Source organism: Peribacillus sedimenti (assembly GCF_046237635.1).
Classification (GTDB): Bacteria; Bacillota; Bacilli; order Bacillales; family DSM-1321; genus Peribacillus; species Peribacillus sedimenti.
This window is the reverse complement of sequence record NZ_CP143547.1, coordinates 747596-768425: the sequence shown is the minus strand read 5'-3', so window position 1 is coordinate 768425 and position 20830 is coordinate 747596. Positions and strand designations below refer to the sequence as shown.

At 42.7% G+C, this 20830-nt stretch carries 22 protein-coding genes, 1 riboswitch and 1 other annotated feature; of the genes, 6 read left to right on the top strand and 16 right to left on the bottom strand.

From position 1 onward, the window contains the following. Nucleotides 1-14 precede the first annotated feature (14 nt). Complete coding sequence (locus V1500_RS03875) at nt 15-212, top strand: ChaB family protein (protein ID WP_409304290.1); 198 nt, start codon at nt 15-17, stop codon at nt 210-212. Between the two features lie 44 nt (nt 213-256). Here V1500_RS03875 and V1500_RS03870 read toward each other — a convergent pair whose 3' ends face one another. Beyond that, nucleotides 257-412, bottom strand: coding sequence for a hypothetical protein (locus V1500_RS03870; protein WP_409304289.1), 156 nt, complete (start codon nt 410-412; stop codon nt 257-259). A gap of 418 nt (nt 413-830) precedes the next feature. Here V1500_RS03870 and V1500_RS03865 point away from each other — a divergent pair, with 418 nt between their 5' ends. Further along, nucleotides 831-1196, top strand: a complete 366-nt coding sequence (locus V1500_RS03865) for a hydrolase (RefSeq protein WP_409304288.1) — start codon at nt 831-833, stop codon at nt 1194-1196. An 82-nt stretch (nt 1197-1278) separates the two neighbouring features. Here the strand turns inward: V1500_RS03865 and V1500_RS03860 are convergent, their stop codons facing one another. From V1500_RS03860 to V1500_RS03840, 5 genes are all read right to left on the bottom strand, one after another. Next, nucleotides 1279-3999 carry a dynamin family protein gene (locus V1500_RS03860; protein WP_409304287.1) on the bottom strand — a complete coding sequence of 907 codons (2721 nt, stop codon included), beginning with the start codon at nt 3997-3999 and terminating at the stop codon, nt 1279-1281. Between the two features lie 276 nt (nt 4000-4275). Beyond that, nucleotides 4276-4443, bottom strand: coding sequence for a hypothetical protein (locus V1500_RS03855; protein WP_409304286.1), 168 nt, complete (start codon nt 4441-4443; stop codon nt 4276-4278). A 79-nt stretch (nt 4444-4522) separates the two neighbouring features. After that, nucleotides 4523-4753 (bottom strand): excisionase family DNA-binding protein, encoded by a 231-nt coding sequence (locus V1500_RS03850; RefSeq protein ID WP_409304285.1) that lies wholly within the window; start codon nt 4751-4753, stop codon nt 4523-4525. A gap of 67 nt (nt 4754-4820) precedes the next feature. Beyond that, nucleotides 4821-5441 (bottom strand): exonuclease domain-containing protein, encoded by a 621-nt coding sequence (locus V1500_RS03845; RefSeq protein WP_409304284.1) that lies wholly within the window; start codon nt 5439-5441, stop codon nt 4821-4823. Nucleotides 5442-5709: 268 nt separating this feature from the next. After that, nucleotides 5710-6867: an acyltransferase family protein gene (locus V1500_RS03840; protein WP_409304283.1), complete on the bottom strand. Its 1158-nt coding sequence runs from the start codon at nt 6865-6867 to the stop codon at nt 5710-5712. 230 nt (nt 6868-7097) lie between these two features. On the opposite strand from V1500_RS03840, the gene V1500_RS03835 reads away from it, so the two are divergent. Then, nucleotides 7098-7358, top strand: a complete 261-nt coding sequence (locus V1500_RS03835; protein WP_409305909.1) for a DUF3892 domain-containing protein — start codon at nt 7098-7100, stop codon at nt 7356-7358. Nucleotides 7359-7561: 203 nt separating this feature from the next. Next, nucleotides 7562-7807, top strand: a binding site (T-box leader). Between the two features lie 96 nt (nt 7808-7903). Further along, nucleotides 7904-9226 (top strand): branched-chain amino acid transport system II carrier protein, encoded by a 1323-nt coding sequence (brnQ, locus tag V1500_RS03830; protein WP_409304282.1) that lies wholly within the window; start codon nt 7904-7906, stop codon nt 9224-9226. A 70-nt stretch (nt 9227-9296) separates the two neighbouring features. Here brnQ and V1500_RS03825 read toward each other — a convergent pair whose 3' ends face one another. From V1500_RS03825 to V1500_RS03790, 8 genes are all read right to left on the bottom strand, one after another. After that, entirely contained in the window at nt 9297-10019 is a 723-nt protein-coding gene (locus V1500_RS03825; RefSeq protein WP_409304281.1) for an amino acid ABC transporter ATP-binding protein, read from the bottom strand. Next, complete coding sequence (locus V1500_RS03820; protein WP_409304280.1) at nt 10016-10672, bottom strand: amino acid ABC transporter permease; 657 nt, start codon at nt 10670-10672, stop codon at nt 10016-10018. The genes V1500_RS03825 and V1500_RS03820 overlap by 4 nt, the downstream gene beginning before the upstream one ends. Nucleotides 10673-10735: 63 nt before the next feature. Beyond that, nucleotides 10736-11566 carry a transporter substrate-binding domain-containing protein gene (locus tag V1500_RS03815; RefSeq protein WP_409304279.1) on the bottom strand — a complete coding sequence of 277 codons (831 nt, stop codon included), beginning with the start codon at nt 11564-11566 and terminating at the stop codon, nt 10736-10738. Nucleotides 11567-11926: 360 nt separating this feature from the next. Next, the gene (locus V1500_RS03810) at nt 11927-12751 is read right to left on the bottom strand and encodes a MetQ/NlpA family ABC transporter substrate-binding protein (protein WP_409304278.1); all 825 of its coding nucleotides are present in this window, start codon (nt 12749-12751) and stop codon (nt 11927-11929) included. Between the two features lie 76 nt (nt 12752-12827). Then, nucleotides 12828-13493, bottom strand: a complete 666-nt coding sequence (locus V1500_RS03805; RefSeq protein WP_409304277.1) for a methionine ABC transporter permease — start codon at nt 13491-13493, stop codon at nt 12828-12830. Beyond that, complete coding sequence (locus tag V1500_RS03800; protein ID WP_409304276.1) at nt 13483-14496, bottom strand: methionine ABC transporter ATP-binding protein; 1014 nt, start codon at nt 14494-14496, stop codon at nt 13483-13485. The genes V1500_RS03805 and V1500_RS03800 overlap by 11 nt, the downstream gene beginning before the upstream one ends. 105 nt (nt 14497-14601) lie before the next feature. After that, nucleotides 14602-14707, bottom strand: a riboswitch (SAM riboswitch). Nucleotides 14708-14825: 118 nt separating this feature from the next. Then, nucleotides 14826-15680 carry an S-adenosyl-l-methionine hydroxide adenosyltransferase family protein gene (locus V1500_RS03795; RefSeq protein WP_409304275.1) on the bottom strand — a complete coding sequence of 285 codons (855 nt, stop codon included), beginning with the start codon at nt 15678-15680 and terminating at the stop codon, nt 14826-14828. A 222-nt stretch (nt 15681-15902) separates the two neighbouring features. Further along, entirely contained in the window at nt 15903-17315 is a 1413-nt protein-coding gene (locus V1500_RS03790; protein ID WP_409304274.1) for a M20/M25/M40 family metallo-hydrolase, read from the bottom strand. A 736-nt stretch (nt 17316-18051) separates the two neighbouring features. Between V1500_RS03790 and pssA the strand changes: the two genes are divergently transcribed. Continuing rightward, nucleotides 18052-18792 (top strand): CDP-diacylglycerol--serine O-phosphatidyltransferase, encoded by a 741-nt coding sequence (gene pssA / locus V1500_RS03785; RefSeq protein WP_409304273.1) that lies wholly within the window; start codon nt 18052-18054, stop codon nt 18790-18792. 56 nt (nt 18793-18848) lie between these two features. On the opposite strand, the gene V1500_RS03780 is transcribed toward pssA, so the two are convergent. Next, nucleotides 18849-19310 (bottom strand): GNAT family N-acetyltransferase, encoded by a 462-nt coding sequence (locus tag V1500_RS03780; protein WP_409305908.1) that lies wholly within the window; start codon nt 19308-19310, stop codon nt 18849-18851. 159 nt (nt 19311-19469) lie between these two features. Here V1500_RS03780 and V1500_RS03775 point away from each other — a divergent pair, with 159 nt between their 5' ends. Beyond that, entirely contained in the window at nt 19470-20591 is a 1122-nt protein-coding gene (locus V1500_RS03775) for an NAD(P)/FAD-dependent oxidoreductase (RefSeq protein ID WP_409304272.1), read from the top strand. 32 nt (nt 20592-20623) lie between these two features. Here V1500_RS03775 and V1500_RS03770 read toward each other — a convergent pair whose 3' ends face one another. Next, nucleotides 20624-20776, bottom strand: coding sequence for a hypothetical protein (locus V1500_RS03770; RefSeq protein WP_409304271.1), 153 nt, complete (start codon nt 20774-20776; stop codon nt 20624-20626). Nucleotides 20777-20830 lie beyond the last annotated feature (54 nt).

Here is a 20830-nt window from a genome sequence, read left to right as displayed (position 1 = left end):
AAGGAGGAGATAAAATGCCTTATGAATCCCTAAATGAACTCCCTGATGCAGTAAAAGACCATTTACCGCATCATGCCCAGGAAATCTTCAAAGAAGCTTTCAACGCAGCGAGTGAAGAATATAAGGAAGAAGAAACTGCGTTTAAAGTCGCATGGAATGCTGTGAAAAAGAAATATAAAAAGGATGACGATGGATCCTGGGTGACAAAATAGGTATCAACTGCAAGAAAACGCCTGCTTTCGCAGGCGTTCTAACATTATATATATAAATTAAGGGCAGTCTTTAACAATTGAATGTCCTTATATATTTGCTGTTTAACTCCTCTATGGCTGCATTGCTCGTATTCCCTATTCAAACGTCTAAGTTCATTAGCAAACAATTCATATTCATAGTAATCGTAGTTGTTAGTCATAATCTCCCCTCTTTATTAATTAAGCTGATAAAATTGCAGGATGGAAAATAGAAAGGACAATGTCCATTCCGTTAACGAGCCATTACATACAAAATGGAGGTCATAATGCTCGTTTTTATAGAAATCTAGATAACTTTCCTCAGGTAAATTCAAAACGTCGTAAAATGTCCCCGTTGTGTAACAGCTTCATTAACTATTTATGGATAATTACCCATAATAACAAATTATAAAACACCAGTCGATTTCCCCTGACCCCTTTTAAATGGTATTAGGTACAACCGTAATGATCCGATTCTACTTTTTCCTCTGCCCGGCCGGTTTTAGTCTTTATTTAGTTGATTAAACGGGATTTTGTAAGATTAACATAATGTGTATGGTGGTAAATCATACTAAATGACATTCTTTAGGAGATGATTGAATGGATTCCATGAAGAAAACCTATTATGTGGATCTTGTAGCAGGGGACGTAATACAGGCGCCAGGAACCGAGGAAAATCCAAGCTTTAAAATCCAGGCAACCGATGAGGAAGTGCGTCGTCTGCAAAGCTACTTGTCTGAAAACTATTCATCCGACCTGGAAACCTATTTTCGGGCTCATGTTCCATACGTAGAATATCATAAGGATCCTGCTGACGAGCATTATGATAAAACGATTATCAAATTGTATTCGATGATCTATGAGTTAGGCGATGCCGAAGCAAGGCGCCACATAGAAAGTATGGGCATCCTCGATACGAAAGATGATACAAATCGGATAACCGAAAATTTCAAGCAAAATCTATAAAGCCGGCCTGTGCCTCCCGGGGATATTTTATAGCAAAGCAAAACGCAGCCTGCGGGCTGCGTTTCTATATGAATATGATTCGTTATTTTCCTGCATGCTGCATCCACTCATATTGGCGCAGCCTTACTTCGAATAAAGTAATAGGGTCGCGATAAACCTCCGGCTTTTCCCTCATCTTATTGAGGGCAGCCTGACTGTCCTGAATCTCTTGCTGGGATTGGGCCACTGCTGCCTCCAGCTCCGAGGCTGGATTTCTGAAGAACATTACCACGTCCCGGTCAAGGGATATTTCAAAGAGCTCAAATTGGGAGAGAAACTTCTTCGTAATCGTTGATGCAACCTCACTATAATCCTCGGTTTCTAAAAACCTCTTATAACGGGTCATCAGAACGGTTTTGTTTTGCGAAAAAGATCCTAAAAGCATGCCCGTTCCCTTGAGCAGTAATTGGGATGGAGTGTGGCGAAGCAGTATATTAACATCATCGATATGGACTCCGCTTGTCATCCTGTCAGCATCCCTTTTCCAATCGTCCAGAACCTTGAAATCACATTGCAGATCCAATCTCTCTTCCCCATACATCGTATTGAAGCCGTCTCCCATCTCCTGCAGATAGAATTGGCTCTGCCCGAATTCATGCTCTGATTCAGCAATCCAATCCTGAAGCGACTGGTAGAATTCAGGCAGCACCGTACGGTTTACATAGTTCTGGATACGCTCATTCATGAGCTGGTTCAAATCGATATGGACGCGCTTGAAATCACTGTCTTCATCGACAAGCTCTGCTGTTTCTTTCAGCAGCTCCGGAATTTTTTCTTTAAGGTCCTTCGACACTTCATCCTTAATCTTCCGGAATGACTGGGTTATGATTTTGCTCTTCTCATTTTCCATGTCACTTACCTGATTAATGGCTCCATTTAGCTTCACAACCATCTCTTCATTCCACTTGATGGAATCCGTCAGATTCTTTTCAATATCGACACGTCTTTCCAATAATGCAGTTAACGTCTGTCTGATAAAGTAAAGGATTTTCTCAGTCCGCTCTTCGTCTCCATGCGAAAAATGGAAATTTCCTTCTATAAATGCTGCTGCATCCTTGATCTGATCGAGGCTCGGGCTGTCAGCGGAGAAAGCCAGCACCCCGGCATTCGGGAAAAACTCATGAATTCTAGCCTGCGTATCCTCCAAGATCCGGAAGGCATCCTGTTCATTATATATTTTATCCACTTTATTCAAGATAAAATGAACTTGCAAATATGGCACCTGTTTTTTCATTTCAAGCAGGATATCACGTTCGCGGTCTGTAAACGGCGTCTGTGCATCTAAAATGAATAAGACTCCATCAGAAGCATGAAGGTGATGGAATAATTCACTGGCCGGGAAATTACTGTTCAAGCCCGGTGAATCTGTGAAAGCAAGTCTATTTTGCTCCAGAAAGCTGGATGGAAAAACAATCTCGAACAGGGAATCTCTCTGGGAGCGATGCAAGGACATACTTTCCAGGTCTGGAAGCAGCGTGACATCACTTGAAGTAATCTCGTGAATGGAAGGCTGTTCACCATTTTTGATTTTGACGAAAGCAGTCACACCCTCTCTGATCACTTCCTCACCAGCCAGCATGTTGATAAAGGAAGATTTGCCGATTCCATCTGTGCCTGCTATCAGTATTGTTCTTGTGTGTAGCTGCAGCAGTTCATTGGCCAAATAACGCATTTTTTCACTTGTTTGGAGATCCATCTTTTCTCCCCAGTTTATAGCTGTGTCATAAAGGCCAATGCTTTCCTCCAGTCTCTGATGAGTATTTCTGGAGTTAACCAATTTGACTTCAGCATCATTGATTACAAGAGAGTTAATGCTATCCGGGAAGATCTCCGCCCATGATAGTACAGCAGCAGCGGCAAATAATGAATAATCCGCATCAGCAAGCTTCAGCCAGTTTTCCAGCGTGATAGGGATGATATGTTCTATCTCTTTAATATAGAACCTGCCGTCTATCAGTTCCAGAAAGGTATCCTTATAGGCAGCCGATAACCCCGGCCAGGTATAGAAAGATTCTATCTCCGTATTGCGAAAGAAACTGTTGACAGTCTCAAGCCAAGAAAAGTAACATTCCTTACCCTTATAAATATTCCAAAGAGACAGTACAAGCCTTTCGAATTTGACCTGATCTGCGTTAAATAAAGGTTCAAAGGCAGGCGCAAAATATCCCGGCAGCAGGGAATCAGTATGTCCGTTGTCCACATAACTCTGTAAAATGTCGAACCAATGAACAGATCCCGTCCGGATGCCTTCCTGAATGGCCAAGTCTATCGCGCTTCTCCAATCGTGTCTTTCTTCGAAATAAGCTCTCGCCACATCAGTCACATTCTCATAATCCGGATTGAATGATACGACATCCTTGATTGTCCGTGAAGCCAGATCGAATCGCTGCTCTTCCAGATATAAAGCAAAAAGCTGCAAGGCTGTTTCGGCTTTCAATACAAGATTGTCACTGATGATGGTTTTATAAATTTCTTCTGCTGTCGACGAAAGACCCAGTTCATAGTAGGCATCTGCACTCCCTTTTTTCGCCCAGGGCTCCAGTTCTCCTTCTATGCTGCCCCATTTAAATATGGCGGCTTCATAGTCCTTATAATGGAAATAAACTTCTCCCTGTGCATATCGAATTTCCGATAATTTCGGTATATCATTCTTTTGCTCTTCCAAGAAGGCTTCGCCCAGGATTTGTATAGGATGCTTGACTTCTTCTTCCTGAATCAAGGTTTCATAAAACTTCTTATTGATCAACAGATTATCGCTCACCATTTGCCTTCCTCCAAAATACAATTTGAAAGTAATATGTATACGGAAAGAGAGTTCCATACTCTCTATTCATGAAAAAATATATAACCTCTAACTTATTATTCTACCAAAACTTTATTTCACAGAGATTTCAGTTTTGTGATATTTACAGGTCAGAAGCACCTTCGGATTTTTTCCCTTTTTTGGAATTTTTCAAACACAAAAAAAGCCAGCCATACATCATTCCGGATAGTCAGAATCCTGCATATAGCTGGCTGGTTTATATGGATGAGATGCGATTTACACCCCCATCTTCCTTCGGGTATTGCTAGGTTTCTTTGTCATTTGATTCTTTAACGGCTGTGTCTTTCTGACCAGCCCATTATCTTGCTTGCCATTTCCGCTGCCCTGCTTTTGAGCAAGTTTTTGCTTGACCGCTTCGGCAAAGCTTAATTTTTTATCCGCCATGTTAACGCCCTCCTTTCAATTAAAACTAGTGCTGCCTCCATACTTTTGGACATGACCATGCAGGTAGAGAGCTGCACTGTTAATCCTCATCCTTGACATCGATGTCCTCGGGAAGCGGCTGGCTGTTATACTCATCCATCATTTTTTTGTATCTCTCCATTTGTTCAAGATGAGTATTGAATTGGTCCTTATATATCAAATATTGTTCGCCATCATGATGCGCCCGGATTTTACGCTGCAATATCAAGGCTTCAATGTATGCTTCCGGCAAAGATAGATACTCTGCCGTCTCTTTTACTGTAAGATACACCCTGGCCCCCCTCTTACACAAAATGATCCTGATAGCTGATGCAATTTAATCCCTTTAAGTGCTCAGCTCAGGCTTTTCTTCTTGTCCAGCGTTCCTTTTTTGCTGCTGGCTGATACCTTCTCATGTGGCCATAGGAGATTACTTCCTTCAGGTAGAGCTCCCCTTCCGGATTGGACTTTTTAAGGAGCTCCATCAGATATGTAATATCGTCCATTGCCCTGTGGCTCTGATAGTTGGTAATCGAATGCGATTTCAGCAAGGTAAGCAGCTTGCCGTCAGGAAATCCATATTGCTTCCAGGGTACATTCCTCATCGTGCAATACCACTTCAAATCGTTGACCTCCGGGTACATCTGATAAAGAAAGCTCCTGTCAAAAGAAGCATTATGCGCAAGGACTGCATCAGCCTGATCAAAGAAGTACTTTACTCCATTATCATAAAAGCTCTTCCCTTCTACCATTTCGTAGGGAATTCCATGTATACGGAAAGCGTTGCTATAATTTCTTTTGGCTGAATAAGAAAGCGGCTCTCTTAAAAACGAGTCCTCTTCTAAAATCTCCAATATTTCACCTGTTTCCTCTTCAAATGAAAACAGTTTAACAGCAAGTTCAATAATTTCATCACTGGAAGGGCCCAGACCTGTTGTCTCAACATCAACAAGCAAACCTACCTTTTTCTGTTGAATCACAATCATCTCCCTATTGTTACTATCCATACTATATCTTGCAGCCCTGCCATCCTGCAACCTCTAAATAGCCAAAGTACATGAAAATGCTTATATTGATTCCACCAATCCGCGCAAAGGATTTGCCCGAGCTTACGACATGCTTCTTCCTTATCCCGGTATAGGATACTCGCATAAATATTTTGGGAGAGGATTAATGAATGAGATTCGAACTAGTTACGGCTTTTAGCTATCTATCAAAAGAGGGTCTAAGCCTGTTGCACCCCTCCAGTCAAAGCTCTTCCTGCTTGATCAGAACAGCCGGTTCCTTGCAGGCCTTCACCTGTTTGTTGTGAATACCAAAAAGCAAGCCCATGAATTCTGTTCTCTGGATCATAAAATGATAAACAGCAATAACTAACGTAGATGTAACAGCAAATAAAATCAGCAGTTTTACGATAATGGGCCATTGCATTTGATAGATTAGGAATCCAAGAATGACTATTACCGGCTGATGTAATATATAGATTGGCAATGATGCTTTATTGCCGTACTTAACAAGTATGTTTGAAGCAGTAAAGTACCTATCTCCCAGCCAAAATATAAAGAGCAGCCAATTCCAGCAATTCAAAACCTTCACAAGGGTAAACACTGCTGAGAATATGCCGGAATGGAAAGGCACACCGCTCATGAACCAGCCAATGTAGACTGTAGAAGTAAACAAGGCAGCCGCACCAAAAATGATTCCTCTTCCCCTTATAAAATCCCTGAAGGAGGGATGAGAAAAATATATATATCCATACATATAAATGACAAGGTAAAAGAGCAGGCCCCAGCCGCCTAGATTAACAGCATTCAAAAAAACGGCTTCAATCAACAAAACCAACGGAAGCAGCAAATAATGCCGAAAACCGAATGATGAAGATGATGATTTTTCGATCCATTTTATAAACGGCAATGTAAGCAAGGAAAAAGTAAGGAGTGCAAGCAAATACCAAAGATGCAAGCCCATGAAAGCGAAATTCCCCGTTCCCCCAATTTCTAGATACAGTCCGTCAAAGTAATGAGGCAAGAAATCAAGGAACGTACCATTGAACTGATGATGGGAAACCCTCTCAATATATACCTGTGGAGGAGCAAGAATGAGCGCACCAAAAATGATTGGCAGACCTAAACGAACAATCCTCTCCAGAACAAACTCTTTGCTGCTTCTTTTTTGAAGCGCATGAAATGTACTGATTCCCGATATGGCAAAGAAAATCGGCATGAACCAGGTGCCTACCATCAATCCAAAGCCCAGGATATAAGAGGAATCGAGCTCGTTGTTCTTTATATGCCATGGGAAAGGATTAACAAACATCGTACAATGATATAAAACTACAAGCACGGTCACGATCACTCGTATATAATCCAAATCAACATACCTTTTCGACACATTATTTTCCGTCATATTATGTACTCCCCAAAGTATTTACCACTTAGTACCAATCATACGCCTGATAGGAAAATTTTACTATACATCCAAAGGTGAATATTTGTGTCAAAATGTACGGAAGTGCAGACCCGATGAATTCTTTTATTCCATTCGTGCCATGTTACATATAAAGGAGGTGCAACGTTTTGGACCAATTCGAAGATGCCTATGGGCGTTACCGGCAACAAGGACTGCAGACAGGCAAGATGAACATTCCTATGAATGGCGTCGACCGGTTAAACGCGGAAAAGGATGAGATTGTGGCAGTCAGGAAGAATGAAGAGGGAAATATCATAGCGGTGCGAACAAGCTCAGGCAGAGAGCTTGATTACCCAACGGTATTATCGGAAGCAAAAGGCGGCATGATTGCACACGTAGATGTTTTTCATCGATATGGACGCGAGATTTTGCGCAGTGAACCTGATGGAATCAAGGAAAACAATTTGGATGAACTTCCAGAGTTTTAATAACAGATGTATCCCAGTGAACACAGCGGGAATTGCTCTTCTCGTTACAAAGAGAACCATACTCTTGGATATATCGTATCAATATAATGTTTCTCTGCCGATTTAATAATAATGTAATAATTTCAACAGTAATATATGGAATTCTACTAATTATCAAAATATATTGACATAATATTTTCTGTCTGGTAAATTAACTGTATATTAAAAAATCAGTGAAGAGAAGAGTAAGATGGGCCGCTGTTCCAAAGAGAGCCAGCATATGGTGAAAGCCGGCGTTCAGTCCTTATCCGAAGATCATCTCTGAGATGCAAAGCCGAAGTTCAGTAAGCTTTGACGGCCATTCCCCCGTTACATGGAACACGTATGATAGTACGTTGAGCAGAGAGCCGCAGGATAATAATTTATCCGTGGAATTAGGGTGGTAACGCGAGCGCAAACTCGTCCCTTTTTAGGGGCGGGTTTTTTATTTTTGTTGGCCGACAATTTATGTAGCAGGCAGTTCAACTTCTCTGATTCACTATTTTAACAACCGGGAGAGATTCAAAATGAAAAAAATGGACACCTTGTTTATCGGATTTATGTTATTTTCAATGTTTTTTGGTGCAGGTAACCTGATCTTCCCTCCATTCCTTGGTGCGGAATCAGGAAACTCATATTGGCCCGCGATGGCTGGCTTCATCCTGACAGGAGTCGGGCTTCCCTTCGCCGTATTGATTGCTGTTTCAATGGTACAAGGCGGCGCCCAGACCATAGGCAATCGAGTTCATCCTGTCTTCAGCACTATTTTCATGGTCGTTATCTATCTTAGCATCGGACCTTTCCTAGCCATTCCAAGAAATGCGAATGTTGCTTTTGAAATGGGAGTCAAACCATTCTTACATCAATCAACGAATGTATCAGTGGCTTTATTTATATTCACAGTTGTATTCTTTGCACTCGTTTTTGTTATCAGCTTAAACCCAAACAAGATGGAAAAGTACATGGGACGCTGGATCACTCCGGCTCTGTTACTGGCAATGGTCGTTTTGTGCGCTGCAGGATTTTTGAAGCTGGATGCGCCGCTTCAGGCACCAACCGAAGCATATCAAGCCGGGGCTTTCTCCAAAGGATTCCTTGAAGGCTATAACACGATGGATGCACTGGCTGCATTAGCTTTTGGAATTGTCATTCTTACGGCGATCCAGCAGCGAGGAATTAAGGAGAGAAAACAACTGACGAGCTATACTTTAAAGGCCGGCCTAATCGCTGGTGCCTTACTTGCTCTTGTGTATGTAAGCCTAGGCTTGATTGGCGGAAAAATGGCCGGGGAAGGCAGTTTCACAAACGGAACTGAAATCCTGACAGCTGCATCTACAATGCTATTGGGACAAAGTGGAGTTACATTGCTTGGCTTTATCTTCACTCTTGCATGTTTTACTACCGTGGTTGGTTTGACAACTGCCTGCGGCCAATATTTCTCTAACTTGATTCCGCGTGCCAGCTATAAAATGGTGGTCCTGGCGGTAACCCTGATCGGATTCACACTCTCTAATTTAGGCTTGGCCCAGATTCTTAAGGTATCTGTTCCGTTCCTTGTAACGGCATACCCGCTAACGATTGTACTGATTGTATTAACTTTCTTTAACCGATACTTCAAGAATTCCCGTATCGTTTATGGAAGCACGATCCTTTTTACAGGGGTGTTCGCAGCGATCAGCGGACTTCAAACCTTTGGACTTAACCTTGGTCCGGTTCAGGCGTTTAAAGAAGTACTTCCATTCGCATCGGTTGGCCTCGAATGGATTGTTCCTGCAGTAGCCGGAGCAGCGATCGGCCTATCGCTAAGCCAATTTGGCAAAAGCGCGGCCCAAACTGAACAATCAGCTTAAGGGTCAGTCCTCCTTTAACCTAATAAAGCAAAAAAAGAAGCAGGCAGCACACGCCTGCTTCTTTTCTTCCTTATAACACTTTGCTGAGAAAGGCTTTTGTCCGTTCTTGCTGTGGTGACTCGAATAACAGGTTTGGTGTGTTTTCTTCGACGATATAGCCTCCATCCATGAACAGGACTCGTTCGCCCACTTCACGTGCAAAACCCATTTCATGAGTCACTACAACCATTGTCATGCCCTCTCTGGCAAGCTCCTTCATTACTTCCAGAACTTCTCCAACCATTTCCGGATCAAGCGCTGATGTCGGCTCGTCGAAAAGCATGATCTTTGGCTCCATCGCCAGAGCCCTGGCAATCGCTACGCGTTGTTTCTGGCCGCCTGATAAGGAGTCGGGATATACATTGGCCTTGTCTTCCAGCCCTACTTTTTTCAAAAGCCGCAATGCCTTTTCCCTGGCCTGATCCTTGTCCGCTTTCTTTACTTTCAAAGGAGCCAGCATGATATTTTCGAGGACCGTTTTATGCGGGAACAGATTAAAATGCTGAAACACCATTCCTACTTCAGCCCTTATTTTATTTATGTCTGTTTGTTTATCCGTAATATCTTTTCCTTCGATCATTATATGGCCGGCGGTAATGGATTCCAATAAATTGATGCAGCGCAGGAAGGTCGATTTTCCCGATCCTGACGGGCCAATGACTACTACTACCTCCTGGGGCTTAATGCTGACATTGATATCCTTTAGAACCTCGTGTGACCCGAACGATTTTCTTAAAGATTGGACTTGTATCATTCAGTTGTCAGCCTTCTTTCTAAACGATGTAATAATATGCTTATGACCAGGGTCAAAACCAGGTAGATCGCTGCAGCGGAAAGATAGGGCTCCCAAGTTCTGAAATATTGGCTGCTCATGGCCCGGCCCCAATACATTAATTCCGGAGCAGCAATCACTGAAGCAAGTGACGAGTCCTTGAGCAGTACGATGAATTCATTTCCCAGCGGAGGAATCATTCGTTTAAAAGCCTGCGGCAATATGATATATCTCATCGACTGCACATGGCTCAGTCCAAGGGACCTTGCCCCTTCCATCTGTCCCTTATCAATCGACGCAATCCCCGCCCTGAAGATTTCCGCAATATATGCAGCAGCATTTAACGACAGTGCTATAATAGTTGCCGCCACAGCATTTGTTTCCCCTATAAATAATGGCACTACTCCAAAGTGAATCAATAATACTTGAACAAGCAGCGGTGTACCCCGGAATATAGTGATATAGACCGTAAAAGGAAAGGCGAGATATTTATTGCGCATCATTTTCCCCAAGCCAATAAATAAGCCAAGAATAGTTCCAATAACTATGCCAGCCAGCGATAATCCTATTGTAATCAGGGTCCCCTGTAACAAATAGGGTGCATAATCCATAATAATGTCAAAACGAAAATCCATCTAAATTCCTCCGTATAGGTAAAATTGCGCAACACTATGGGGTGCTGCGCAATTTATCAAGTATTACTTTGCTTGCTTTAGCTTTTCAATATCCGGGTCTGTCCCAAACCTTTCCTTATAGATTTTTGCATAGGTGCCGTTATCCAGGATGGTCTCAATCGCCTTATCAAAATCCGCTTTCAACTCACTGCCCTTCGGGAACATAATCCCGTAAAACTCTGCATCGAATGTATCAGGGTCATCTACCACCTTAAGCTTTTGCTGCGGATTGTTCTTTGCGTATTCTTCCACAACCGCATTATCAGCAACAACAGCGTCCGCACCTTTACTGATCAGCTCCATAATGGCGAGGTTGTTGTTTTCAAATTTTTTGATATTTTTATTGTTTTTGCCTAAAAGCTTTTCAACTGCCGCCTGTCCGGTTGTGCCGCTTTGTACTGCAACGACCTTGCCTTTCAGGTCTTCTGCAGTTTTAATATCGCTTCCTTCGGGAACAAGGATTTTGTTGATAGATAGAAAATAAGGGGAGGAAAAATCGTACGTTTGCTTTCTGTCTTCATCTATTGTTATTGCGGAGATTCCTGCATCAGCACGTTTGCTTTTTAACTCAACGAACAATGGATCCCAGCCTACGTGCTCCAATTTCACCTCATAGCCGGCTTCCTTAGCAACGGCATTCAGGAAGTTGACATCAAAACCGACGATTTTATCTCCTTCCAGGTATTCAAATGGTGCGTAGGCAGCATCCGTCACAACCCGTATTGACTTTTTGTCCCCTCCTTCCGAATCAGTTGCCGAACCATTGGCCTTTTCTTCTTTACCGGCTTCCGAACCACATGCCGCCAGCAACATGATCATCAAAAACGCTGACAGTATAACAGTGAGCTTCTTCATATTTACGACCCCTTCGTCTTTTATTTTTTAAACTATTCAAATTTTCTAATATATTTATATTATCAGTAAGCTATTTTTTCATGCAATAGTTTATTAAAAAACTTTCGTTAAATAACGTACTAAATTATATCCCTTGAACTGCTTTACTAGAATTCACAAATAATATGGGGCATTGTATGGGTTGGTTGCTTGCTCAGTATTAACTCAAAAACAAAGATAGATAGATAAAGAATTCGAATGTATGCTGGCTCTGTACGCTTTTTAAAACTGGCGGATTTTTAATACGTGGCCAAGGATGTTTTTATCCCAAAAAAAATGCCATATCGACAATAAGTCGATACGGCATTCCAATGAAAAACCTTACTTCATCCACTCAGGTTTTCCAAAGCCTTTAAATTCGCTGTCAATTGTCTTTTCAAACTCATCCGACTCAACTGCTTTTTTAATGGCTTTTGCAAAATCCTTATCCAGATCCTTTGTATTTATTACCACACGGTTTCTATATTCATCCTCCATTTCTTCAAGCTTAAGCGCATCAAGAAGGTCCATTTTTGCCGCAAGTGCAAAGTTTCCGGGAACTGCTGATAAATCTACGCTCTCCACAGCTCTTGGAAGCTGGGCTGCCTCAAGGGGCTTAAACTGAATTCCATGAGGGTTTTCTTTAACATCCTTTTCTGAAACAGTCAGCGGATTGGCTGCAGGGTCAAGCTTGATAATTCCTTCAGCATCCAAAATTTTTAACGCCCTTGCCATATTTGTTGGATCATTGGGCAGAGCAAGAGTAGTGCCTTTCTTAATTTCCTTTAAATCTTTCAACTTATTGGAGTAGATTCCCATCGGAGCAGTAGGAACGCTGATTAATTCTGATAGTTCAAGATTATTTTCTTTCGCAAAGTTTTCCATATAAATCTTATGCTGGAACAGGTTAGCATCTATGGATCCATTCCCTAAAGAAATGTTAGGCTGTACATAATCACTGAATTCTACTATTTCTACTTTGTATCCGTCTTTTTCCAGCTGTGGCGCAATGGCCTTTTTCACCATGTCAGCGTATGGACCGCTTGTTGCCCCAATCTTGATTTCCTTCTTTTCCTTTGAAGCTGAACCAGAGCTGCTCTCCTTGCCGCATGCAGCTAATCCAAGAGCAAGTACGAGTGTTAAAGCCAATAATACTAGTTTCTTCATTGTTATCCCCCTATGTTGTACAGCTATGTACGATTGTTGTAATGCTTTTTATAATTAATGCCAAATAGCAATAATTCTACCTCTTGTCTACTAGATGGGACAGCTTGTCTCCAACTAATTGAATGATTTGTACCAGGCAGATGAGAATGATTACCGTGACGATCATGACCGTATTATCATATCGATAGTAACCAAAGCGGATAGCGAGGTCGCCAATGCCGCCTCCGCCAATAATGCCCGCCATTGCCGAAAAGCCAATCAATGAAATAGTCGTAATTGTCAGGCCCTGAAGAATGCCTGGGCGTGCTTCGGGAATCAGTACATCTTTGATGATCATCCACCTGGAAGCTCCCACTGCAACTGCAGCTTCAATAACGCCCTTATCTATTTCCCTTAAAGATGTTTCTACCAGTCTTGCAAAAAACGGAATCGCTGCTACTGAAAGCGAAACAGATGCTGCAGCAGGCCCAATGGTAGTACTGGCAATGAGCTTAGTCAATGGAATCAGCGCTACCATTAAAATGATGAAGGGAATCGAACGTACCATATTTACGATAAAACCAAGAACAGAATGCAAAAGGGTATTTTCCAACATTAGATTTCTTCCAGTAATAAACAAAATGATTCCTATCGGCAGACCAAAAAGCACCGCGATGAACAACGAAATAGCAACCATATAAATCGTTTCAAAAAATGCTTTATTAAGGTCTGGAAGCAGGGATGTAATTGTATTAAGAACCATTTGCTATCACCTCCAAAGAACCAGTCCGTTCCTTGATATATTGAATGGCCGCCGCAGTCTCGCCGGGTTCCCCAATGATCTCGATCACAAGAATGCCTAGTGGGTCGTTCTGTATATATTCTATCTTTCCATGCAGAATATTGCCTTTTATCTTGAACTTTTGAAGCGTGTCGGATATCACTGCTTCTCCCGCCCTATCGCCTTCAAACTGGATTTTGATGATTGACCCTTTGCTCTGTGTGATCAGCTGCCCAGGAAGATCAAATTGCAGGATACTGCTGATAAATTGTTTCGTAAGCTCTTGCTGCGGATTGGAAAATATCGTATATACCGGGGCTTCTTCTATTACTTTCCCATGCTGCATAACAGCCACCCGGTGGCACAACTCTTTCACCACTTCCATTTCATGCGTGATCAGAACAATGGTTATACCGAGCTCATGATTAATCTTTTTCAGCAGCTGAAGAATTGATTTTGTGGTCGTCGGGTCCAATGCCGAAGTTGCTTCATCACATAACAGGACAGTTGGATCATTTGCCAGTGCCCTCGCAATCCCGACCCGTTGTTTTTGCCCGCCGCTTAACTGGGCTGGATAAACGTCTTTTTTATCTTCAAGGCCTACCAGCTCCAGCAGCTCGCCTACACGCTTTTGAATGAATTCTCTTGTCTGTCCCGCAGCCTTTAAAGCAAAAGCCACATTTTCGAAGACAGTTTTCGAGCTTACCAGAGAAAAATGCTGGAATATCATCCCGATCTTCTGCCTTGCTTTGCGTAGCTCCTTCTCGGACAATGTCGTTAAATCAGCATCATTAATACGGACACTGCCGCTGGTTGGCCTTTCTATTAGGTTCAGGCAGCGCAGCAGGGTGCTCTTTCCTGCTCCACTATACCCGACTATTCCATAAACCTCTCCCCTCTTGATCGTAAGGCTGACATCATCGACACCGATGACAGTGCCTTTTTTTGTTTTATACTCTTTTGTTAATGATCGTATTTCAATCATAAGTCCACCCCCTTGATGATGCGCTGCCTGCGCTATATGCGGCCAGTTTCTGTTTTACACAATAAAAAAGGCTCTTTCATCCAGAAAGAAGCCAAATCTATCATCGACTTATCTTCCAGAATGCAAGATTCTGCAGGAAGTAGCACCGTTCCCTTTCGGGGAGGTTGCCGGACGTCTTTGGGCCTGATCCCTCAGTCACTCTTGATAAGCATATGTTATTTTTCGAATTCAATAAATAATATAATATATTTCGACAAATTATTTGTCAACCTAAATCATTACTTTTTTACTATTTCATTGTTTATATTTTCACCGTCATGCAGGAATCTCTAATACACTATTTTAGGAGCCTTGCATATCATGATTTTCCAGGCAGTACCTGTTCCAATTTTATAAGCATTCGCAAATGAACCTTGATTGATTGCAATTCCCAGGCAGTCTAGAGAATTGACATACACAAGGGGCTCTCCCACACGGCTGTCAGCAAATGAACGGCCAAACGTCATGATATTCTTATAAATCCTTGATGCATCATGCATGATCGTGACTTGGATTGTATCGCCGTATTTCACTTCAAAATCCTTAAATAGGGTCCTTGGAATATTAGTCCATAAATTCCCGAACCTGACATCCAGGACTTCGATCATTCCAATGACATTCTCCTTGACAATGCAAGCTTTGTGAAGAGGCAGTGCAGTCAATGAATCTACAGGAACTTCAGGTCCAATCCCTTCAAAAGAAATAATACCGGAAGCAAGTCTTGCACCTGTGTATGCATATATATCTCTTCCGTGAAAAGTATAGGATTCTCCGGAATTCGGGAGCCTATTTACAGTTTCGTCAATTATCCTCACTTCGCTGATTCCCATCTTTTCATTCACATGGGTCAACGTTCCATTATCAGGAGTAATGACGTATCTGTTGCCTGCCGTTTTTACCGCAATGCTCCTCCGTTCTGAACCGACACCCGGATCTACTACGGAGACAAAAACGGTTCCTTCCGGCCAATAAGAAATGGTCTGGATAAGACGGTAGGATGCCTCCCGAATATTGTAAGGAGGGATATCATGGGTCAGATCGAATACCCGAAGCAGCGGGTCCACAGAAATGGCCACGCCATACATTGCACTTACTGCACCATCGCTAATACCGAAGTCAGATTGTATAACTAAAGAGCCAGCCACTTTATGCCTCCTATTCTGGTTTTTAGAAGGATCATATGCCTTCTCGTAATTGGAATGGATTGATATATAAAACACCCATCCTTAGATTTATAAGGATGGGGTATTACACCGGCACCTGATTTTTAGAACAGGCGGATTAATAATTATTTCGTGATCCCACCATGGAGCACTGCAGCCAATACTGCAAATGGGGTGTTTGGAAAATTCATTTTGCGACACGGTTTAAATAGCATTCGTTTCTTCCTCTGCAGATTTCAGGGCAGCCGGAAAGCCGGAAAGCATATATGCCATATGAACAATGCCCTGTTCAAAGTCCTGAAGGCGAATGGATTCATTTGGAGCATGCGCCTTTGATTCCACCCAGCCCACGCCCGTACTTACAATTGGAAGCTCCAGCTGTTCACCAAAATCATACATTGGCCCTGTTCCAGCAGAATTCGGCGCAAGGATCCCCTCTTTTTCGTATACATCCCTTGCCGTTTGCATCACATGGGCAACAAATGGATGGTTATAATCCGAACGATATGCTTTTTGTCCGTTTACCATGGAGACTTCAATATCATCAAAGCCATGCTTTTTTAAATGTTTTTTCACCGACTCAAGGATGTGATCTGGATCCTGTCCCGGTACCAGGCGGCAATCTACTTTTGCGCTCGCAGACTTTGGAAGCACCGTTTTTGCCCCGGGTCCTGTATAGCCGCTTACAAGCCCGCAGATTGTCATGGTTGGTTCAAATACCATGGCGTCTCTTGGGTCCGAGCCTCTTGCTGCTGTAATCAGCGGGCGCTTAAGGCCATAGATTCTCGACACTGCCTCTTCGCTGAAAGGCAGTGCTTTTACAGCCTGCTTCTCAGATTCCTTCGGCTCCTGAATTCCATCGTAGAAACCTTCCACTAATATCTCGTTATCCTGATTTTTCATTGTGGCAAGGGCCTGGACAAGCCTCCATGCAGCATTGTCTACATATGCTCCCACAGAGGAATGCATGTCGATATCCGCTCCCACACAGGTAAGCTCTAAATAAGCCATTCCCTTTATTCCCGCCACCATGCTGATCCTTTCTTCCTCGTCTTTTCCGCCAAATTCCCAGATGCAGGCATCGGCCTGGAAAAGTTCTTTATACTTTTTCAAATAAGGAGCAAGATTTGGGCTTCCTATTTCTTCTTCGCCTTCAATCAAAAACTTAATATTGCAAGGAAGACCGCCTTCCGCTTGCTTCAGCACGTTTATTGCTGTAAGCCTTGCCACGAGGTCTCCTTTATTATCCGCAACCCCTCTTGCAAAAAGCTTCCCGTCAATGACAGATGGATTAAAAGGCTCTGAATTCCATTCATCCAATGGTTCAGGCGGCTGTACATCATAGTGATTGTAGAACAGCAATGTCTTCGATGAATCACCCTTTGGTCCGGCAGCAAAAAAACCATAGACAACAGGATTCCCGCCCAGATCATCAAGGACGGTGGAGTGCCCTCCCGCCTCTGAAATCATCTTTTCTACATATTGTACCGTTTCAGGGATAGCAGTCCCCTGTGCCGAAATAGTCGGAAAACGCAAGTACTCCTTTAACGTGTCGATTGCAGATGGAAGCAATTCCTTTGCATAGTTTTTTAACTCCTGCAGATTGGAACCTGTCATGTAACAAAACCCCTTTATCAGTTAATGTAGAGGTATTTCGACATACGAAAGAAAATTCCTCTACATTCGAGAAATTTTTTTAATAGTTTTATGTCCCTTTTTGGATTTTCTTCTTTATATACGTAACAAACCTGAAGATTACAGACTACATATTTCAGACCGGGTTCTTAGCATGGCGCCCAAGTAATAGTGTTTACCTTCTTAAGGTACTGAAGGTCACAAAGCCGGCCCGGAGCTGGACAAATAATCTTCATCGGGACAATAAAGGTTACAAAGCCATGATGGAGCTGGCAAAGTGATCTTTCATGATGTCAATGAAGGACACAAAGATGGATCAGCGCGGACGAAATATGATGAAGCGTCAAAAAAGTATACGGGCTGTAAACAACACTTTCATTGAAGGAACAGGCTTACATGTAATTCTGCCAAAAGAGACAGTTGCTTTTTTTCAAAGCCAAAAAAATAAGACTGCCCATACGAGACAGCTTATTTTAGGGTAGTTTGACTGAAAATGTTTCATGTGAAATAAAAAAAGTTTTTAGGCGTTGAAACAATTTATAATCAGGAAACGTATATAATAGACAGACCGTGACACAGGACAAAGAGCCGGAAAGCGGGCAACAGAATATACATATTGTAAACGGGCAACATTTTAATGCCTATGATAAAATAAACAGGGTATATAAACACAAGATATACTTACTACACCAATTTCGATTCTAAAGGGACGTGTAATATGAAAAGGCATATACCCAATTTATTCACATTTGGAAATTTATTTTGCGGTTTTTTATCGATATCATATGTGATTAATGGAGATTTAAGAAACGCCACGATTCTGATATTTATTGCAATCATGTTGGATGTGGTTGACGGAAGGGTTGCCCGGATCCTTGGCGTCTCTAGCAGAATTGGGATGGAGCTCGATTCCCTTGCTGATATAGTTTCTTTTGGGGTGGCTCCTGCATTCCTTGTTGCTTATACTTATTTCATTGATTTTGATATGTACGGCATATATGCTGCCGGGTTATTCCCATTGTTTGGCGCTTACCGCCTGGCACGCTTCAATATTACATCACAAGCCGAGTCGCTCAAGCATTTTAAAGGGATCCCGATCACACTGGCCGGAGGGATTGTTACGTTTCTTACGCTATTTCATGCCAGCATCACGCTCTGGCTATTCATCCTGCTATTCTATGCCCTTTGCTTTTTCATGGTAAGCACCATAAAGATTCCCAGCTTCAAAAAATTTGGACTGCCAAAACACAGCGTCCTCATAACCTTGTTTCTATTCTATATGTTTTATCTTGTTGCCAGGTCCCGCTTTGAAAATGTACCGGAATTCTTTTACATTGCCTTGGTTGCTTATATTATTTTTATAATAGTCAGATACTTTAACGAGAAGGAACCCCGGACCAAAATTAGAAGAAGAAACTTCAGATTGCCAAAGCGCCTGTTTTACAGAAGAAAAAGGTGACAACTGCTGCCATGAAAAAGACCGTGTACTGCCACACGGTCTTTTCATGTATTTTCTTATTTGACTCTCAAAGTTAAAACACTTTCTTCCCCAAGATCTTCTTCCAATGAAATAAAACCCAAGCTTAGGTACATCTTTGAAGCAACACGATTCTCTTTGTGAACTGTTAGCCGGATTTCCTCACATTTCGGGAATGTGCTTGTAATCAAGTTAACCATTTGCATTAGAGCCTTCCTGCCGTAACCTTTACCCTGGTATCTCACATCAATCAGGAAGCCGTTTATCCAGTACATATTTGTAGTGTTGCTTTCGTATGCATGCATGATAAAGCCAACCATTTGTTCATTGTCATAAATGGCATATGGAATATAGGTAACATGATCCCCATCCGGCTTGATGTAAATTTTAGCCAAGGAGACTACAACCTCCGGGACAAACTTCTTTTGTTCTTTGTTAACCCGCATTTCCATCGCTTCCTGCCAATTTTCCCTTGTTACTGGTCTCAGCTCAACGCCCATCATCCCTCCCCCTTCTCATTTAAAATTATTAACACGAGCAAAATGTAATGGTGCCTTTTCCAAAGACCGCTGTTCTTATATATTTTATTCTGTTTGCATTTATAACCTCCTTGTTCAAGTTATAATAAGGTAATAAGAAATGTTGAAAGGGTCACGTACATGAAAAAGATTATCGTAATTGGCGCGGGTATTCTTGGGGCTTCCACGGCTTACCAACTGGCAAAGATGGGCGCCGAAGTAGTCATTGTGGACCGCAAAGATCAAGGACAGGCAACAGATGCAGCAGCTGGCATTATATGCCCCTGGCTGTCGCAGCGGAGAAATCAGGCATGGTATCATCTGGCCAAAGAAGGAGCACGATTTTATCCTGCTTTGATAGCTGAACTTGAGCGGGAAGGAGAAACGGAAACCGGTTACGGCCAGGTTGGTGCAATCAGCATTCATAATGATCTGGATAAAATTGATAAAATGCAAGAACGTGCTGAAGCTCGCAAGGACCTTGCTCCTGAAATAGGCCAAATATCCAAACTGGATGACAGAAAAACGAGAGACTTATTCCCTCCTTTGGCAGAAGGATACCATTCCATTCATATAAGTGGCGCTGCACGGGTGGATGGACGTGCTTTGAGGGATTGTTTATTGAGGTCCGCTGTAAGAAACGGAGCGACTTTAATTTACGGAGATGCCAGCCTTCACTATGATGCGAAGCGAGTTAACGGGGTAGCTGTAGGAGACAAAATTATTAAAGCCGACCAGGTCGTGGTTTGTGCAGGTGCCTGGGCAAACGAACTCCTCGAGCCACTGGGCATACATTTCCAAGTAAGCTTCCAAAAGGCGCAAATCGTTCATTTACAGATTCCCGACGAAGCAGATACAAGCATTTGGCCTGTTGTCATGCCTCCTACTGACCAATATCTTTTGGCATTTACGGATCAGCGGATCGTAATCGGGGCTACCCATGAAAACGAAGTGGATGGTTACGATATTCGTGCGACAGCCAGCGGCATGCAGGAAGTACTTAATAAAGGCCTTGGCATTGCTCCAGGCCTGGCAGACAGCACATTTATCGAGGCGCGTGTAGGCTTCCGCCCATTTACCCCCGGCTTTCTTCCGGTTATGGGTACAATTCCAGATTGGGATGGCATCATTGTTGCAAATGGACTGGGGGCTTCCGGCTTAACAATGGGCCCCTATATTGGCTTGCAGATGGCAAAGCTTGCCCTGGGATGCCAGTTGGATATAGATCTGAATCTTTATGATGTTCGAGGAGCAATGGGGTGAGCCGCCCCATTGCTTTTCCCTTTCGGGATACCTCATTTTGACTTGTTCTGAGAGGAGTTCTTCTGCTCGATAGAAACATCGTGGGGTATTTTAGGATAGCCTCGCCTGTTCCTTTCCCCCGGGCCAGTGAGATCGTTTCTCTTGTCCAGATTCCCGTACTCTGTTTGATTTGTATAGCGCATCATAGCCACCTCCCAATATTAGCATTTATGAAAGTCAGCCGATTGAAACAGGTAAAT

Excerpts from the sequence above, each read along its gene's own strand:
- V1500_RS03840 (WP_409304283.1), bottom strand. The coding sequence starts at position 6,867 with ATGACGGAAAATAATGTGTCGAAAAGGTATGTTGATTTGGATTATATA.
- V1500_RS03835 (WP_409305909.1), top strand. The coding sequence starts at position 7,098 with ATGAACATTCCTATGAATGGCGTCGACCGGTTAAACGCGGAAAAGGAT.
- V1500_RS03775 (WP_409304272.1), top strand. The coding sequence starts at position 19,470 with ATGAAAAAGATTATCGTAATTGGCGCGGGTATTCTTGGGGCTTCCACG.
- V1500_RS03800 (WP_409304276.1), bottom strand. The coding sequence starts at position 14,496 with ATGATTGAAATACGATCATTAACAAAAGAGTATAAAACAAAAAAAGGC.
- V1500_RS03855 (WP_409304286.1), bottom strand. The coding sequence starts at position 4,443 with ATGGCGGATAAAAAATTAAGCTTTGCCGAAGCGGTCAAGCAAAAACTT.
- V1500_RS03810 (WP_409304278.1), bottom strand. The coding sequence starts at position 12,751 with ATGAAGAAACTAGTATTATTGGCTTTAACACTCGTACTTGCTCTTGGA.
- V1500_RS03805 (WP_409304277.1), bottom strand. The coding sequence starts at position 13,493 with ATGGTTCTTAATACAATTACATCCCTGCTTCCAGACCTTAATAAAGCA.
- V1500_RS03825 (WP_409304281.1), bottom strand. The coding sequence starts at position 10,019 with ATGATACAAGTCCAATCTTTAAGAAAATCGTTCGGGTCACACGAGGTT.
- V1500_RS03815 (WP_409304279.1), bottom strand. The coding sequence starts at position 11,566 with ATGAAGAAGCTCACTGTTATACTGTCAGCGTTTTTGATGATCATGTTG.
- V1500_RS03860 (WP_409304287.1), bottom strand. The coding sequence starts at position 3,999 with ATGGTGAGCGATAATCTGTTGATCAATAAGAAGTTTTATGAAACCTTG.
- pssA (WP_409304273.1), top strand. The coding sequence starts at position 18,052 with ATGAAAAGGCATATACCCAATTTATTCACATTTGGAAATTTATTTTGC.
- V1500_RS03780 (WP_409305908.1), bottom strand. The coding sequence starts at position 19,310 with ATGGGCGTTGAGCTGAGACCAGTAACAAGGGAAAATTGGCAGGAAGCG.
- V1500_RS03870 (WP_409304289.1), bottom strand. The coding sequence starts at position 412 with ATGACTAACAACTACGATTACTATGAATATGAATTGTTTGCTAATGAA.
- V1500_RS03770 (WP_409304271.1), bottom strand. The coding sequence starts at position 20,776 with ATGATGCGCTATACAAATCAAACAGAGTACGGGAATCTGGACAAGAGA.
- brnQ (WP_409304282.1), top strand. The coding sequence starts at position 7,904 with ATGAAAAAAATGGACACCTTGTTTATCGGATTTATGTTATTTTCAATG.
- V1500_RS03865 (WP_409304288.1), top strand. The coding sequence starts at position 831 with ATGGATTCCATGAAGAAAACCTATTATGTGGATCTTGTAGCAGGGGAC.
- V1500_RS03790 (WP_409304274.1), bottom strand. The coding sequence starts at position 17,315 with ATGACAGGTTCCAATCTGCAGGAGTTAAAAAACTATGCAAAGGAATTG.
- V1500_RS03875 (WP_409304290.1), top strand. The coding sequence starts at position 15 with ATGCCTTATGAATCCCTAAATGAACTCCCTGATGCAGTAAAAGACCAT.
- V1500_RS03820 (WP_409304280.1), bottom strand. The coding sequence starts at position 10,672 with ATGGATTTTCGTTTTGACATTATTATGGATTATGCACCCTATTTGTTA.